A 15,590-nucleotide genomic window follows, 5' to 3' on the forward strand; every position below is an offset into this window, starting at 1 on the left:
GGGTTACTCCCTGAACTCGGCCTTGTCCAGGCCGTGCTTCTTCATCTTGTCGTAGAGGGTTTTCCGGGCTAATCCAAGCAACTCCATGGTGCCCTTGATACTGCCCTGACAGGCATTCAGGGCGCTGGCGATGACCGAGCGCTCGAACCCGTCCACCATTTCAGCCAGGCTGGGCTGCCCAGCCACATCAGGAGTCAGGCCCTCGTCACTGCCCGCCAGGGCGACGGGCCCCATCAGTACGTAGCGCTCCGCCAGGTTCCGTAGCTCACGGACATTCCCCGGCCACTCATACTGCATCAGCCGTGCGGCCTGGGCAGCGCTGAGGGGAATACTCTCACGATCATGGCGGGCAGCAGCCACCAGGGCGAAGTGATGAAACAACACGGGAATGTCCTCCTTGCGTTCCCTTAGGGGTGGAATATCCACCTGGACCACATTGAGGCGATAATACAGATCTGCGCGGAAATGGCCGGTCTCACTCAACTTCTTCAGGTCTTCCTTGGTGGCCGCGATCACCCGCACGTCCACGTCCATCGGCTTATTGCTACCCAGGCGTTCAACCTTCCGCTCCTCCAATACCCGCAAAAGCTTGACCTGCAGGGCCAGGGGCATACTTTCCACCTCATCCAGGAACAAAGTGCCCCTGTGGGCATACTCGAACTTGCCGACCCGGGCCTTGTCGGCTCCGGTGAATGCGCCTGCCTCGTGGCCGAATAACTCACTTTCGATCAGATTTTCCGGCACTGCTCCGCAATTAATCGCGACAAACTTTTCCTGGCTTCGGGGGCTGTTTTCGTGAATAAAGCGTGCAATGGCATCCTTGCCGGCACCGGTTTCTCCCTTCAGCAACAGGTTGGCCGAGGTCGCCATCACTGGCTCAACCGTGGCCAGCACCCGGCGCATGGCGGCGGAATCACCAAGCAGCCTGGGTCCGGGGCTCGCCAGGTGACGTAACTGGGCCTTCAGGCGGCGGTTTTCCAGAGCCAGCTGACGCTTCTCCATGGCATGGCGCAGCAGTTCGATCAATTCATCGTGATCAAATGGCTTCTCGATAAAATCGTAGGCTCCCTGCTGCATGGCGTTGACCGCCGTGCTGATATCCCCCTGCCCGGTCAGGATAATTACCGGAATGGCCTCATCCCGCTGGCGAACCGCCTCAAGTACGGCCAGCCCGTCCATGTCCGGCATGTTGTAATCGCACAGCACCACGCCGTCGAAGTCACGGTCGATAACTGCCAGCCCCGATTCACCATCGGCATAGCACGCCACTTTCATGTCGGCCAGGGCCAGGGTCTGGGCCATCACCTGACGGATGTCGGGATCATCATCGATAAACACCACTGCGGGCCTGGTCATTCCACTGCCTCTCGCTTGTTCACTGTCAGTATGAATTCCGCACCCTGGCCATCTTCCCGATTCTGCCCGATCAGGCGGCCACCCAGAGCCTCCATGATCTGGCGGGAAATCGACAGCCCCAACCCAAGTCCCTGTTTCATGGACTTGGTGGTAAAGAATGGCTCAAAGATCTGCTCGGAGTTGCCGGGGAGTCCCGGACCGTTGTCCCGGACCCGGCATTGCCAATCACCTCCACCATCCTCTATATCAATCCGGATAACCGGGTCGGACATGCCTTCCACCGCATGCAGGGCATTGGTCAGCAGGTTCACCATCACCTGTTCGATACGGATCAGGTCACCGTGACATAATATCGGGGATTCGGGACGCTGCCACTGAACACTGACCCCATCACTGGTTTCCTGTGCGCGGACAATCTTGAGCGCGGCATCCACCGCCTGGCGCAGATCAATACTGGCGGGACGCCCTTCGGATTTTCGGGCAAACACCTTGAACTGCCGGGTGAGCTCCGCCATTTTGCCGCACAGGGCCTGGATTTCCGTGAGGTTGGCGTTGACGGTCTCGGTATCACCCCGCTCGAGAAAGCGCTGGCTGTTGCGTGCATAAGACTGAATCGCCGTCAGTGGCTGATTCATTTCATGGTTGAGGCCGGCGGACATCTGTCCCAACACAGCAAGTTTGGCCGCCTGGATCAGTTCCTGCTGGATCTCTCTTAGCTCCTTTTCCGCTTCTTCCCGCTGATGAATTTCCCTGAGCAGTTTCTGATTCGACGCCTCCAGGTCGGCCGTGCGTTCCGCGACCCGCCGCTCCAGCTGGATACCTCGCTGGGCCAGTTCCTTCTCTCTCCGATAACGCTCCTTCAGATAGAGCCAGGTCAACACGCCCCCCAGATACAATACCAGCCCCATAGCCAGAAAGCGCAGTTGACTCCACAGTACCTGACGGGTTCCCAACATGACCTCCAGGCCCCAGTCCAATTCCGGCAGAGGCGTATGAACACTGAGGTATTCCCGCCAACGGTCACCATCACGAATGCGTACCCGGCGGGACTGTTCGGACAGACCGAACGGCGATCCAAGGTAGTCAATGTCCATGGGATTCAGGGATTGTCCGGGGTACCGACTCTGTACCCGTGCCAGATCCGCCTTGCCAACGTGGTCATCCGGCAGGAAATTGCGATAGAGCCATTCCGGTCTGCTGGAAAGGAAACTGAACCCCTGGCCGTCAAGTACGACCATCTCCGCATCGGCGAAGGCGGCCGGTCGCTGCCATTGGGATTCCAGTTCGGTGACCGGGACTTTTGCCGCGATCACCCCCAGCACATCCTGGCCCTCAGACCGGATTGGGTAGGAAAAATACAGACCACGAACGTCGGAGGTGGAACCCAGGGCAAAATACAGGGCCGCCGTGCCGCTGCTGACTGCCTGGTAAAAGTAGGGACGATAATCGAAGTTACGACCGATGAAGCTATCGGCCCGATCATGATTGCTGGCGGCGATGGTCAGGCCGTCCCGATCCATCAGGTACACATCCGAGCTGCCTACGATCTCCGCCATCCGTTTCATCTGGCGATTGGCGATGGCGATCCGGTCCGGGTTTCCCGGGTTATCGAGGGCTTCCCGTAATGCAGGATGTTCCGCCATCAATCCCGGGATGGGGCGGTAGCGTTTCAGTTCCCGATCCACCAACTGACTGTAGCGGAAGGCCTCTTTAAGGCCCTCTCGTTCCAGTAATTGATAGCCGGACCAGCTCCCCAGTTGCCAGGACAGAATAACAACGATCAGGAACAGTCCGGCCAGCCAGTAACGTGCAGTCATCAATCAGGTAAACCAGGTTGCTTGATCATGGCTGACATTATGCAGGTCACTCGCGGCGAGAGCCACAAGCGACCTGCCAAGCATCATACCCGGGCCGTAAGAACGGGACTGGCCTGCTTCTTCTGGAGCAGGAAGGCGGCTACGGCAAAGGCCACACCGCCAAGGTCGGTGACCAGTCCGCCAGCAATCATCATCATTGCCGCCACCAGCAGCAACAGACGAACGACGGTCGCCGCCTGATTCCGCAGGAACCAACCCTGCACAGCAGAGGACAGCAGGTAGACGCCAACCAGGGCAGTCACCAGAGCGCGGGAGATATCCAGTACTCCGGCATCCATCAGCAGCGCACCATTGTAGAAGAACATGAACGGTACGATGAACGCGGCCAGACCGATTCGGAACGACTCCACCGACGTCCCCATAGCGTTGGCCCCGGATATCCCGGCCGCCGCGTATGAAGCCAGCGCTACCGGAGGCGTAATGGCCGACACCACCGCGAAGTAGAACACGAAGAAGTGTGCCGTCAACGGGTCAATGCCCAGCTTCACCAGGCCCGGAGCCACCACCGAAGCCGCGACGGCGTAGGCAGCTGTAGTGGGCATGCCCATACCCAGTAGTATCGAAATCCCCATGGCGAAGATCAGCGCCAACAACTGACTGGTTTCGGCCACCCCCAGCAACAGGGACGAGAATCGCGCGCCGACACCGGTCAGCGAGATCACCCCGACAATGACACCGGCACAGGCACACACCACGATAATCTGCACCGACATGATGCCCGAAAGCTCCAGTGCCTTGAGGATGGAGCGGAAGCCCATTTTGTGGGGTGACAACCAGCTCACCACCACGGCGGACGCCATGGCCAGGGTTCCGGCGCGAATGACCGAATAGCCCATGAACAGGGAAACGATCAGGATGAGAATGGGGGCAAACAGGTATGCCTGCCGCGCCAGCCGCTTCAGGGACGGCAGCTCATCGGAACGCATACCTCTCATGCCAGTTTTTGCTGCCTCCAGGTCCACCATGAAGTAAACCGAAGCAAAGTACAGGATGGCCGGAATAATGGCCGCAATGGCGATCTCGGTATAGGGGATACCAGTAATCTCAGCCATGATGAAGGCGCCAGCGCCCATAATCGGCGGCATGATCTGCCCGCCAGTGGAAGCCGCAGCTTCTACCGCGCCAGCGGTCTGCTTGCGATATCCCACTTTTTTCATCAGCGGGATGGTCAGGGAGCCGGTGGACACCACGTTGCCGGCACTGGTGCCGTTGATCATACCCATCAGACCGGATGCAAAGATGGAAACCTTCGCAGGTCCACCCCGGGAGCGCCCTGCCGCGGCAAAGGCAAAATTGACGAAATAGTCCCCCACCTTCGATGCCTGCAGAAAGGCAGCAAAGATGATGAACAGGATAATGTAGGTAGAGGACACCGCCGTGGTTGGCCCCAGCACGCCGGCATCGGTATATACCTGACTGAAGAAACGCTGCACCGACAGCCCCGGATAACTCAGGAAGCCCGGCAGATAAGGCCCGGCAAAGACGTAGCCGAGAAATATCAGGGCAATAGCCACCAGGGCAAGACCGGCCACCCGGCGGGTCATCTCCATGATCAGCGCGGTGCCGGCGACTGCCGCAAAAGAGATTCCCAGCGGCGCAAAGGACGTACCTGTGGTCATTCGCATTGGCGTGTTGTAGACCACCAACAGATAGCTGGCGACCGCAATGGAGCATATCACCAGCACCAGATCCGGAACGCTGAATCGGGCACGGTCACGGCGATGGAACCAACTCACCATAATCCCGAGACCGGTGGCAGCCAGTAGCGGCCATCCAAAGTGCCAGGTCTCAAGTTCAACTGGCAGTCGCATGGCGCCACCCTGCACCATCTCGTACATCCGCCCGGTCTGTACCAGAGCGTAGACAGCGGGCACCAGCAACACACCCGCTGCCAGGGTTGTCCAGCGCCGGCCGGCGGGCGGGCGCCCTTCGCTGAAAGCGGCGCCCGAGAACAACAGGTAGCCCAGAATCAACGCACCGCACACATGCACGATGCGGAACGACCAGGTTTCCAGGGGTGAGATGTTCAGGGTATACAGGTGAAACGCCGAGTACGCGATTGCGAACAGCGTCACCGCCCAGAGCATCCAGTGACGGTAAAGGCGACGGTTCGCCTCCACCGGTTCGTCATCCACTCCCTGGACAAGCAGTTCATCCTCGGCACCGGTAGTCGAAACCGGCGCCTGGTTTTGTTGTGATGAGGTTGTCATAGCGGATCCCCGGATGAGATTACTTGATCATGTCAGGTTCGATGGAGTAGCCGTTCTCGGTAAACCAGCGGGCAGCACCGGGATGCCAGGGCAATACAGTATTGTTGACATAGTTTTCCGGAATGCTGGTCTGCGCAGCCTTGTGGATAGAGACCATCTTTTCATTATTTTCCATGGTCAGCTTGGTGATCTCGTACACAAAGCTTTCCGGCAGATCGCAATTGGCCGTGGCAAAGTTCCACATGGACACTGCCTGGGAGTCATCCGACAGGGACTGATAGGTGCTTGCGGGAATACTGAAAGGTGACACCGGAAAGGCGTCAGTGACCGCACTCAACTCCTGCTCATTAAACTCAATGATGTTGATGGAAGACTGCACTTCCAACTGACTGACGGCAGGAATCGGAATACCGGCGGCGAAGGCCACCACATCAATCAGGCCATCCTGCAACTGTCCGCCCAGATCGGACCAACTACCGTTACGGCGCTCGAAGTCTACGCCCAGAGTTTCCATCATGCGCGGAAAGTAGGAATCCGAGGTGGAGCCGGCAGGACCGAAACCGATGCGGGCGCCATCAGGAATCTCAGAAATGGAGGTAATACCCGAATCCGCCAGAACGGTGATGGAGAATGGGGTCTGGTACATGGGGAACATGGCACACACGTTGTCCATTTTCATCCCCGGCATCAGGGGGCTCTTCCCGTTGACCGCCTCACTGGCAGGCCCCATGGTGACCAGGCCGAACCTGAGGTCACCGGTATGCACCAGTGCCATGTTCTGAACCGGCCCGCCGGTAATTTCGGCGCCTCCGGAAACTCCCAGGTTTTCGGCAATGAAGTTCGCCCAGCCTGACCCATAGGCGAAATAAGTGCCGCCCTGACTGGCGGTGCCGACCGTAAAGTTCTCCGGCCAGTCCGATCGGTCCTGAGCCAGCGCGGAACCGGTCATCAACGCAGTGGCGGTAAGGGCAATGAAGGTGTGATTCAGACGATTGCTCATGGCGTGCTCCCCAATTGGTCATTGTTGTGAGTATCCAGGAGTCGAGCAGGACTCCGGTCCACCAATCAAAGCAACAGGCAAGCCAACTATATAAGCAATTGATTTATATTAGATTATCTTGAGAGTATACGGAGGTTTGGGTGGCCATTCACCCACAGCGGAGAGACCGATGGGTGGAAACCCACCCACCGGCGAATCGTTACTGGTCTTCGCTTTCCCGATAACCAATCAGGTAAAGAATAGCGTCCAGCCCCAGGGTGGAAATGGAATGCCTGGCCGATTCCTTGACCAGGGGTTTGGCGCGGAACGCTACGCCCAGGCCAGCCTGACTGAGCATGGGCAGATCGTTGGCGCCATCACCCACAGCAATCACCTGTTCCCGTGAAATGTGTTCCCGCTCAGCGATCTCGAGCAGCAGTTCAGCCTTGCGTTTACCGTCCACAATCTGGCCAGACACGCGACCGGTCACTTTCCCGTTCTCAATTGCCAGCTCATTGGCGTAGATATAGTCGATGCCGAGCTTGCTCTGCAGATGGCGGGCAAAGTAGGTAAATCCGCCGGACAGGATCGCGGTGCGATAACCCAGGGACTTGAGACGGCTAATCAGGTGTTCCGCACCCTCGGTCAGCTTGAGACGGCTGGCGATCCCTTCAAGCACCGATTCATCCAGCCCCTTGAGCAGGGCCAGACGTTCGGCGAAGCTCTGGCTGAAATCCAGCTCCCCCTGCATGGCGCGCTCGGTAATTTCCGCGACCTGATCACCGACGCCGGCTTCCAGGGCAAGCTCATCAATGACTTCCGCCTCGATCAGTGTGGAGTCCATATCGAACACCACCAGGCGCCGGTTGCGGCGGAAGATCGAATCTTCCTGAAAGGCGATGTCTACATTCATCTCACCGGCAATATGCAGGAAATCAGCCCGCAGCTCCTCCAGGTTCGACGGTGTCCCCCGCACGGAGAATTCCACGCAGGCAATCCGGTTCTCGGCCGGGTTGAGGGAGGGCCGGGCCGATAACCGGGTGATGTTATCAATGTTAAGCCCATGCCGGGCGGTAATGGCCGATACCCGGGCAATCTGCTCAGCCTTGATATCGCGGGACAGCAAAGTAACGATGTAGCAGGCACGGTTCCTCGCGGCTGCCCAGGTCTGGTATTCCTCTTCCGTGATCGGGGCAAAGCGTACCTGCAGGTCCAGAGCATGCAGCCGGAACAGCAGGTCACGGATAACCGGGGAGGATTTGGACGCGTCCGGGATCTCGATCAGAATCCCCCAGGTGAGGTGGTCGTGAATGACCGCCTGACCGATATCCAGAATACGGACATCGTATTGCCCCATTATCCCGGTAATTTCCGATGTGAGGCCGGGCTTGTCACGCCCGGAAACATTGATCAGGACCAGTTCACTCACTGTCGGACAACTCCTCTTCTGTGCCGTTTCCGGCTGCCGGGGTCACCTCAATGGCATCCACCCGTTGCAGGCCCCGCGGCAACTTGTGACCGCGTCGACCCCGCTCTCCCAGATAGTGCTCAAGATCACTGAACTGCAATCCCATCTTGCGCTTGCCGGCGCGAATCTCAAGATTATCATCCTCGGCAAACACCGCCACCGCAACGACATATTCCTCACGGTTCTGTACCCTGGCGGAAGGAATACTGATGATCTTGTTGCCCTTGCCCTTGGCCAGTTCCGGCAGCTCGTTCAACGGGAACACCAGCATCCGCCCCTCGTTGGATATTGCCCCCAGGAACAATGGCTTGTCAGTTGCCGGCACCACAACCGGAGGCATGATCTTCGCCCCCCTCGGAACACTCACTACCGCCTTGCCGTTACGATTCTTGCTGATCATGTCTTCCAGGGAGGTTACAAAACCGTAGCCACCATCCGTGACCAGCAAGACCTTGCGGGCAGGCTCACCCATCAACAGTCCCGAAAAGGTCGCTCCCGATGGCGGATTGATGCGTCCGGTCAGCGGCTCACCCTGACCACGAGCGGAAGGTAAGCTGTGGGCCATCAGGGCATAGGCGCGCCCGGTGGAATCCAGGAACACCGCCTGCTGATTCTGCCGGCCCTTGGCCGCCATCGCAAACCGGTCTCCGGATTTGTAATTCAGCCCCTCCGGCTCAATGTCGTGGCCCTTGGCAGCGCGCACCCAGCCTTTTTCGGAAAGCACTACGGTGACCGGATCATTGGAAACCAGGTCAACCTCGCTGAAGGCTCTCGCCTCCTCACGTTCAACGATGGGGGACCGCCGGTCATCCCCATAGGTTTCGGCATCCGCCTGCAACTCGGCCTTGATCAGTTCACGCAAGCGATCCTCCGATCCCAGGATGGCCTGCAGCTCATCCCGCTCCGCGCACAGCTCATCCTGCTCACCACGGATTTTCATTTCCTCGAGCTTGGCCAAATGCCGCAACTTCAGTTCGAGGATGGCTTCCGCCTGCTCAGCCGACAGTCCAAACCGGGACATCAACTCCGCCTTGGGTTTGTCCTCGGTGCGGATGATTTCGATAACTTCGTCGATATTCAGATAGGCAATCAACAGGCCTTCAAGAAGATGCAGTCTGGCCAGAACCTTGTCGAGACGGTGCTGCAGTCGACGGGTAACCGTCGTGCGACGGAAACTCAGCCACTCCGTCAGCATGGTTTTCAGGCCCTTGACCCCCGGACGACCGTCATTGCCGATAACGTTGATATTGACCCGGTAGGTTTTCTCCAGGTCGGTACTGGCAAACAGGTGGGCCATCAGGCCATCCAGGTCAACCCGGTTGGAACGAGGCACAATCACCAGGCGAGTCGGATTTTCATGGTCGGACTCATCCCTCAGGTCCGCCACCATGGGCAGTTTCTTCGCCTGCATCTGCTGGGCAATCTGCTCCAGCACACGTGCGCCGGATACGTGATGCGGCAGATCGGTCACCACAATCTCACCACTTTCGCGAATCCAGCGGGCCCGCATCCGCAATGAGCCGCGACCGGTCTCGTACATCTGGCGGATGTCTTTTCTCGGGGTGATGATTTCGGCCTCAGTCGGGAAATCCGGCCCCTTGATGTGTTCACACAGATCGTCAACCGTGGATTCGGGCTGATCCAGCAAGCGAATACAAGCCGCCGTCACTTCCCGGACATTGTGGGGAGGAATGTCCGTGGCCATGCCCACCGCAATGCCGGTGGTACCGTTAAGCAATACGTGGGGCAGCCGTGCCGGCAACACCGAGGGCTCGTCCATCGTGCCATCGAAGTTAGGCACCCAGTCCACTGTTCCCAGTCCCAGCTCACTCAGCAGAACATCGGCAAACGATGCCAGTCGGGATTCGGTGTAACGCATCGCGGCAAAAGACTTGGGATCATCCGGAGACCCCCAGTTGCCCTGACCATCCACCAGCGGATAGCGATAGGAGAATGGCTGCGCCATCAACACCATCGCCTCATAACAGGCGCTGTCACCGTGAGGATGAAACTTACCCAGCACATCGCCCACCGTACGCGCAGACTTTTTGTATTTTGAGGTGGACTTGAGACCAAGCTCGGACATGGCGTAAACGATACGCCGCTGAACCGGTTTGAGCCCGTCCCCGACATTTGGAAGCGCGCGATCAAGGATGACGTACATGGAATAGTCGAGATAGGCCTTTTCCGTGTAGTCCCTCAGTGAAACCCGCTCAAAGCCTTCATCCGTTGTCTGGAATTCTGGCATGGATGCCTCTTTTTACCTGTTGTGAATTCTGCTGACTGTGCCTGCCCTTGACCGGAACTGTCCGGCCCTGAGTTTGAGGGCACATTATATGGACGCAGCCCCCGATACACCAATAACCGTGGCGCAATATCTCCGGGTTCGGGTATCAGGATGGCGGAAACACCGGTTTCCAATAGCGGAATTCCCGCATGGAGAGTCTTTAATACTGGCCGTATGCTCGCCTGCAGTGAATAGATGACCGTTTTCACCTTGAACAAGCGGAACACTATGAAACCAAATATGAAAGCCTGTGGGCAGGCCATGGTCACCGCCATGGTTAATGCGGTGCTCGCCCTGGCACTGATGCTTCTCGTTGAATTTGCCATCAGCGGCACTTTCCAGATGGCGGGACCTTATCTTTGGGCGGGGCTGTTGATCTGGCTGGTGATTTTCATTGCCCAGTTCTGGCGGCAGCGACATTTATGTCGTTGCGGAGCGGAGCAAAGCGGAGAGAAAAAGCGGATTCAGGCTAATCTGTTTACCAGGGAAAACCGGGGCTGACGAAACGCCAGCCCGGCACTACCTCTATTACTGACGAATACCTTCCACCGAAATCTCGATCTCGACGGTCTCAGAGGCTTTACCCAAATCCATGGGAATACCGAAATCGGACAGCTTCAGTTCGGTTTCAGCTGCAAAACCCATGCGATAGCCGCCCCAGGGATCTTCCCCATGCCCCACCAACTCTGCTTCCAGAGTGACTTCCCTGGTTACACCACGCAAAGTCAGGTCGCCGATGATATCGGCCTCGTCGCCATCGTCATCCAGGACCACGCGTTTGCTCTTGAAGGTCGCCTGCGGGTACTCGTCCACGTACAGGAAGTCTTCGCTGCGCAGGTGCTTGTCGCGCTCGGCATGGTTGGAATCAACGCTGCTGGGGTCAATGGTGACCTCGACAGAGCTGTTCTCCGGGTTTTCGGCGTCGTAGACAAACTGCCCGTCAAAGTCATTAAAGCGACCATAGAGCCAGCTATAACCCAAATGTGAGATCTTGAACGTTATAAACTGGTGCTTCCCCTCGGTATCAAAGGCATAGGTGCCGCTGTGCTCAGACGCCTGAACGCCCGCAACCATGGACATGGATACTGCCGAAGCCAGCAATAGTTTTCTCATATTCATCTCCCTTAGTGAAAAAGCCCGACGCGGGCCAACGATAACTTGCATACTGGGTGTCAGCCCTTGGCACCCAGCATGCGGCGCAAGGTGTTGTCCTTGTCCAGAATATGGTGTTTGATCGCAGCCAGCGCGTGGAGGCCCGCAAGAATGACAATGGCCCAGGTGCTCCAGTAATGGATATCTCCGGCGATATCCTCCATACCTTTTACCTGGCCGGTCACGGATGGTACTTCAAACCAGTTGAACACACTGATAGACGATCCGTCTGCAGTGGAAATGAGATAACCACTCACCATCGCGACAAACAACAGGATATAGAGCAACATATGAGCGATGTGAGCAGACATGACCTCCCAACGGGTATGGGTAGGCAAGGGCTCGGGGGCAGGATTGGCTAACCGCCACACTACCCGGAACAGTACGACCAAAAACAGAAGGATACCCAGGCTGCGATGAATATCCGGCGCCAGACGATACCACTCATCATAGTAGGACAGCCCTGCCATGTAGTACCCCAGGCCGAAGAGCCCGAATACGGTAAACGCCACCAACCAGTGAACAACAATGCTGACGATACCAAACTGGCTGGAAGAATTACGGACTTGCATGGCCTGGAGAACCTCACTCCCTGATTGATCTGGATGTCAGGGCACAGTCTAGAAAGGCGTTGTTATAAAGCCAACCAAAATGTTTTGTACGCCTGGATCAGTTTTTCTGATCAAGAAGCCCCCTCAAAATTTCCGATGCCGCCAGATTCGCCGATAAACCGCGGTGACTATGCCTTTGGTCTGATACGGGTTTTACGGATTGTTGAAAACCATGAAAAAGATAGACTTCCTACATACTCAATACCCGGTTGGGTGACTCATTGAACGAGAGGTGTAAACATGGAACTTGAATTTGACGAAAGTGTTGTAGTCCCGAGCAACAATTGATTCCCTGGCGGCCCGTTTCCGGCCGCCGGAATTTCCCATTCCTGCCCCTGCCGTTGCGTTTAATCAGGCCACATTACCTGATTTTTTACATTTTTCAGTGGCAAACCCCCAATGTTTTTGGCACCCTCTCCTTCATCACAGGGCCGCCCAGCCAGCTTGTAGAAGGCGCCTGTAATCTGTATTTACAGTTCGATCGGCTTACGATCAGCCCGGTCGATGCATTCGTCTATAGATTCAGTACCGCCTATGTCACGATCCCTCCCTGAAAAGCTGACGGCGCCGGATATCGACCTGCTGTCCCCCATGCTCAACCAGGAAGGTGATTCATGGACCGCAGACTATCAGGGCCTGACCCTGAAAACCGCGCTACAGCCTATTTACAGCATCTCCCATAAACGGGTGGTGGGGTACGAAGCACTGGTTCGGCCTTTCGATAATGACAACGCCGCCGTCTTACCGATACACCTGTTCCAGTTACCCACTTCCAGCGCTGAAAACCTGTTGCTTGACAGGCTCTGTCGCTACCTCCACATCCGCAATTACACGAGGTTCCACGACCAGCTTAACTGGCTTTTCCTGAATGTATCACCACAGGTGGTCACCAGCGGCACCCACGCAGATTCGTTCTTCGGGCAGTTACTGAAGAAAACCGGCCTTCCTCCACACCGCATCGTTATCGAGATCGTGGAGCAGTCGACGGATGATGCCGACAAACTCCGGGAGACAGTGGCGTACTACAAGAAACTCGGCTGTCTCACCGCCATTGATGATTTCGGGGCCGGCCACTCAAATTTTGAGCGCATCTGGAATCTTTCGCCGGACATCGTGAAACTGGATCGCAAACTTCTGACCCGAGCCACCGAGGACGACAAGGCGCGCCACATCCTCAACGGTATCGTTTCCCTTTTGCACCAGTCCGGCTGCCTGGTACTTCTGGAGGGCGTAGAGACGCGGGAGCAGGCCCTGATGGCCATTGATGCCGGCGTGGATTTTGTTCAGGGTTTCTACTTCAGAAAGCCCAGCATCCTGCTGGAGGAGATTTCGACCAGAGCGGCCGACCTTGATGTCTTGCTCAACGAATACAAGAGCCAGAGCCTGGTCACCAGAGATCCCACTCACCAACTGATCCGCTATTTTTCCGAAGACTTCCGCGAAGCCGTCAGCAAGCTGAACAAGGGGGTCGAGATGCAACAAGCCTGTCTGCGGCTGCTGGAACACCCTGCCGTTTCCCGGTGTTACCTGGTAGATGACAAGGGCGTCCAGATCGAGGACACCCTGGTATCCGAAGCCATGGCCGGCAGCCTTGACCCGCGGTTCCGCCCACTGGAAAGCACCACCAGTGCGGACTGGTATCGTCAACAGTATTTGCGCCAGGCAATTGCGCAACCAGAGTTCCTGCAGGTAACAACGCCTTACCTCTGTATTACCGGCGCTTATATGTGCGTGACCCTGTCACTGGGCTATTACTATCAGGGGGAACTGAGAGTGCTCTGTTGCGACCTGCTCGCCAATTCGATCAACAACGTCAGGCAACAGGACTGATGCCGTAAACCAGGGCAATAACCGCCACGGTCACCAGGCCAATAAAGATGTTCATTGGCAGCCCCACTTTCACGAAATCCATAAAGCGATAGTCGCCGGGACCGAACACCATCATATTGGTCTGATAGCCCAGAGGTGTGGCAAAACTCGCCGACGCGGCCATCATTACGGCAATCACAAACGGTTCAGCGGGGACCCCGAGTGAGCCGGTCATCGACAACACCACCGGAATCACCAGAACCGCTGCCGCATTGTTGGTAATGACTTCGGTCAACACCGACACCGTGAAATACACCAGGAAGATGGTTATCAAGGGATGGCCGTTGCTCACCCCAAGGATACCCTCGGCCATGTATCCCGCCGCTCCGGTCTGCTCCAGCGCCGCACCCAGGGCGAAGGATGCCGCAATGGTCAGTACCACTGGAACGTCCACCGCTTTCTGAGCCTGGCCAACGGAACAGCAACCGCTGAGAATCATCAGCGCCGCCCCCATCAGAGCCGCATTTAACATACTCAACAACCCCAGGGCCGCGGAGCCGACCAACACCAGCAGAATGCCCCAGGACAGCCAGGCGCGGTCATGTCTTGGAGTCTCGGTTTCAAGGTCATTAATCAGCAGGAAGTCCTTGTTGTAGCGCTGCCGGGTCACAAAGGCCGGACGGGCTTCCAGCAACAGGACGTCTCCGGGCTTAAGGCGGATGTTACCCAGATTCCCGGACACCCGCTCGCCGCCTCGGGCAACGGCCAGCACCACCGCACCGTAACGGTCGCGGAAGCGGGCATCACGGATCGTCAACCCCAGCACTTCGGATTGCGGTGACAGCGCCGCTTCCACCAGGCGGCGTTCCGCACGATCCTTGCTAAGACTGGGTTCATCATCGTGTACCGAGGGTACGATGCCATTGATTCGCAGCAGGTCTGAAATCGCCTGGGTATCACCGGCGAATACCAGACGATCACCACCCTGAAGCCGCTCTTCGGACGGTACTGCGGTCACCACGCTGCCATCACGTTCGATCTCGACCAAGTACAACCGTTCCAGTTCCCGCAAACCGGCTTCCCCGACACTTCGGCCCACCAGGGGGCCATCGAAGGCCACCGCCACTTCCAGGGTAAATTCGCGCATCGAACCAAATTTCTGCTCATCCTTGCGGTCCGGCAAAACACGCGGCAACACCAGCAACATGAGCGAAATACCGATGACCGCCACCGGCAACCCCACGGCGGTGATGGAGAAAATCGAGAATCCTTCTTCCCCGGTCAATTCCCGGTACTGACCATTAACCACCAGATTGGTACTGGTACCAATCAGCGTCAGGGTACCACCAAGAATCGCCGAATAACTTAGGGGAATCATTAACTTGGAGGGAGAAATACCGATCTTGCGGGACCAGGCGTGAACCGCCGGAATCATGGTGGCCACAACCGGTGTATTGTTGAGGAAACCACTGAGCAGGGACACCGGCAGCGCAATCCGCGCCTGGGCGGAGCGGACACTCCTGGGCGAACGCAGAAGGTGGTGGACCACAAGGTCAACACCCCCGGAATGATGAATGCCGGCCGCCACCACGAACATGGCGACAACGGTAATAAGACCGCTGTTACTGAACCCCATGAGGGCCTGGTCAGCGGTGACGATACCACCGGCGCTCAGCACGACAAGCACCCCCATCATCACCAGATGAGGGCCAAACCGTCCTACACTCATGAGTATCAGCGCCACGCCTGCCAGGCTCAACGCAAACCAGCCCTGCCAGTCCATACACCCTGCTTCCCGATAGTAAAGGAGGCAGGATAACGGCTATACAGATCACAGAGAA

The 15,590-nt window shown here is 57.3% G+C and carries 11 protein-coding genes; 2 read left to right on the forward strand and 9 right to left on the reverse strand.

Annotation, left to right across the window (positions count from 1 at the left end; genetic code table 11):
- Nucleotides 1–3: 3 nt before the first annotated feature.
- The 6 genes from EHN06_RS14485 to parC form a co-directional block, all read right to left on the reverse strand.
- Nucleotides 4–1,356, reverse strand: a complete 1,353-nt coding sequence (locus EHN06_RS14485) for a sigma-54-dependent transcriptional regulator (RefSeq protein WP_127333249.1) — start codon at nucleotides 1,354–1,356, stop codon at nucleotides 4–6.
- The gene (locus EHN06_RS14490; RefSeq protein ID WP_127333250.1) at nucleotides 1,353–3,173 is read right to left on the reverse strand and encodes a sensor histidine kinase; all 1,821 of its coding nucleotides are present in this window, start codon (nucleotides 3,171–3,173) and stop codon (nucleotides 1,353–1,355) included. The genes EHN06_RS14485 and EHN06_RS14490 overlap by 4 nt, the downstream gene beginning before the upstream one ends.
- 83 nt (nucleotides 3,174–3,256) lie before the next feature.
- Nucleotides 3,257–5,443 carry a TRAP transporter permease gene (locus EHN06_RS14495; protein ID WP_127333251.1) on the reverse strand — a complete coding sequence of 729 codons (2,187 nt, stop codon included), beginning with the start codon at nucleotides 5,441–5,443 and terminating at the stop codon, nucleotides 3,257–3,259.
- Nucleotides 5,444–5,462: 19 nt separating this feature from the next.
- Complete coding sequence (locus EHN06_RS14500; RefSeq protein ID WP_265936934.1) at nucleotides 5,463–6,392, reverse strand: TAXI family TRAP transporter solute-binding subunit; 930 nt, start codon at nucleotides 6,390–6,392, stop codon at nucleotides 5,463–5,465.
- Between the two features lie 250 nt (nucleotides 6,393–6,642).
- Nucleotides 6,643–7,851, reverse strand: coding sequence for a phosphoserine phosphatase SerB (gene serB / locus EHN06_RS14505; protein ID WP_127333253.1), 1,209 nt, complete (start codon nucleotides 7,849–7,851; stop codon nucleotides 6,643–6,645).
- Nucleotides 7,844–10,138, reverse strand: coding sequence for a DNA topoisomerase IV subunit A (gene parC / locus EHN06_RS14510; protein ID WP_127333254.1), 2,295 nt, complete (start codon nucleotides 10,136–10,138; stop codon nucleotides 7,844–7,846). Before parC ends, serB begins: the two co-directional genes overlap by 8 nt.
- 267 nt (nucleotides 10,139–10,405) lie before the next feature.
- Here parC and EHN06_RS14515 point away from each other — a divergent pair, with 267 nt between their 5' ends.
- Entirely contained in the window at nucleotides 10,406–10,678 is a 273-nt protein-coding gene (locus tag EHN06_RS14515; RefSeq protein ID WP_127333255.1) for a hypothetical protein, read from the forward strand.
- Nucleotides 10,679–10,705: 27 nt separating this feature from the next.
- Here the strand turns inward: EHN06_RS14515 and EHN06_RS14520 are convergent, their stop codons facing one another.
- Complete coding sequence (locus tag EHN06_RS14520) at nucleotides 10,706–11,290, reverse strand: YceI family protein (protein WP_127333256.1); 585 nt, start codon at nucleotides 11,288–11,290, stop codon at nucleotides 10,706–10,708.
- Nucleotides 11,291–11,349: 59 nt separating this feature from the next.
- Nucleotides 11,350–11,901 (reverse strand): cytochrome b, encoded by a 552-nt coding sequence (locus EHN06_RS14525; RefSeq protein ID WP_127333257.1) that lies wholly within the window; start codon nucleotides 11,899–11,901, stop codon nucleotides 11,350–11,352.
- Between the two features lie 573 nt (nucleotides 11,902–12,474).
- Between EHN06_RS14525 and EHN06_RS14530 the strand changes: the two genes are divergently transcribed.
- Nucleotides 12,475–13,770, forward strand: coding sequence for an EAL domain-containing protein (locus tag EHN06_RS14530; RefSeq protein WP_127333258.1), 1,296 nt, complete (start codon nucleotides 12,475–12,477; stop codon nucleotides 13,768–13,770).
- Here EHN06_RS14530 and EHN06_RS14535 read toward each other — a convergent pair.
- Nucleotides 13,754–15,532 carry an SLC13 family permease gene (locus tag EHN06_RS14535; protein ID WP_127333259.1) on the reverse strand — a complete coding sequence of 593 codons (1,779 nt, stop codon included), beginning with the start codon at nucleotides 15,530–15,532 and terminating at the stop codon, nucleotides 13,754–13,756. The genes EHN06_RS14530 and EHN06_RS14535 overlap by 17 nt on opposite strands.
- Between the last annotated feature and the right edge of the window lie 58 nt (nucleotides 15,533–15,590).

Source organism: Marinobacter sp. NP-4(2019), assembly GCF_003994855.1.
Taxonomy (GTDB): domain Bacteria; phylum Pseudomonadota; class Gammaproteobacteria; order Pseudomonadales; family Oleiphilaceae; genus Marinobacter.

Coding starts and splice junctions, on each gene's coding strand:
- EHN06_RS14535 (WP_127333259.1), bottom strand. CDS start 15,532: ATGGACTGGCAGGGCTGGTTTGCGTTGAGCCTGGCAGGCGTGGCGCTG.
- EHN06_RS14515 (WP_127333255.1), top strand. CDS start 10,406: ATGAAACCAAATATGAAAGCCTGTGGGCAGGCCATGGTCACCGCCATG.
- EHN06_RS14520 (WP_127333256.1), bottom strand. CDS start 11,290: ATGAGAAAACTATTGCTGGCTTCGGCAGTATCCATGTCCATGGTTGCG.
- parC (WP_127333254.1), bottom strand. CDS start 10,138: ATGCCAGAATTCCAGACAACGGATGAAGGCTTTGAGCGGGTTTCACTG.
- EHN06_RS14490 (WP_127333250.1), bottom strand. CDS start 3,173: ATGACTGCACGTTACTGGCTGGCCGGACTGTTCCTGATCGTTGTTATT.
- EHN06_RS14530 (WP_127333258.1), top strand. CDS start 12,475: ATGTCACGATCCCTCCCTGAAAAGCTGACGGCGCCGGATATCGACCTG.
- EHN06_RS14500 (WP_265936934.1), bottom strand. CDS start 6,392: ATGACCGGTTCCGCGCTGGCTCAGGACCGATCGGACTGGCCGGAGAAC.
- EHN06_RS14495 (WP_127333251.1), bottom strand. CDS start 5,443: ATGACAACCTCATCACAACAAAACCAGGCGCCGGTTTCGACTACCGGT.
- EHN06_RS14485 (WP_127333249.1), bottom strand. CDS start 1,356: ATGACCAGGCCCGCAGTGGTGTTTATCGATGATGATCCCGACATCCGT.
- EHN06_RS14525 (WP_127333257.1), bottom strand. CDS start 11,901: ATGCAAGTCCGTAATTCTTCCAGCCAGTTTGGTATCGTCAGCATTGTT.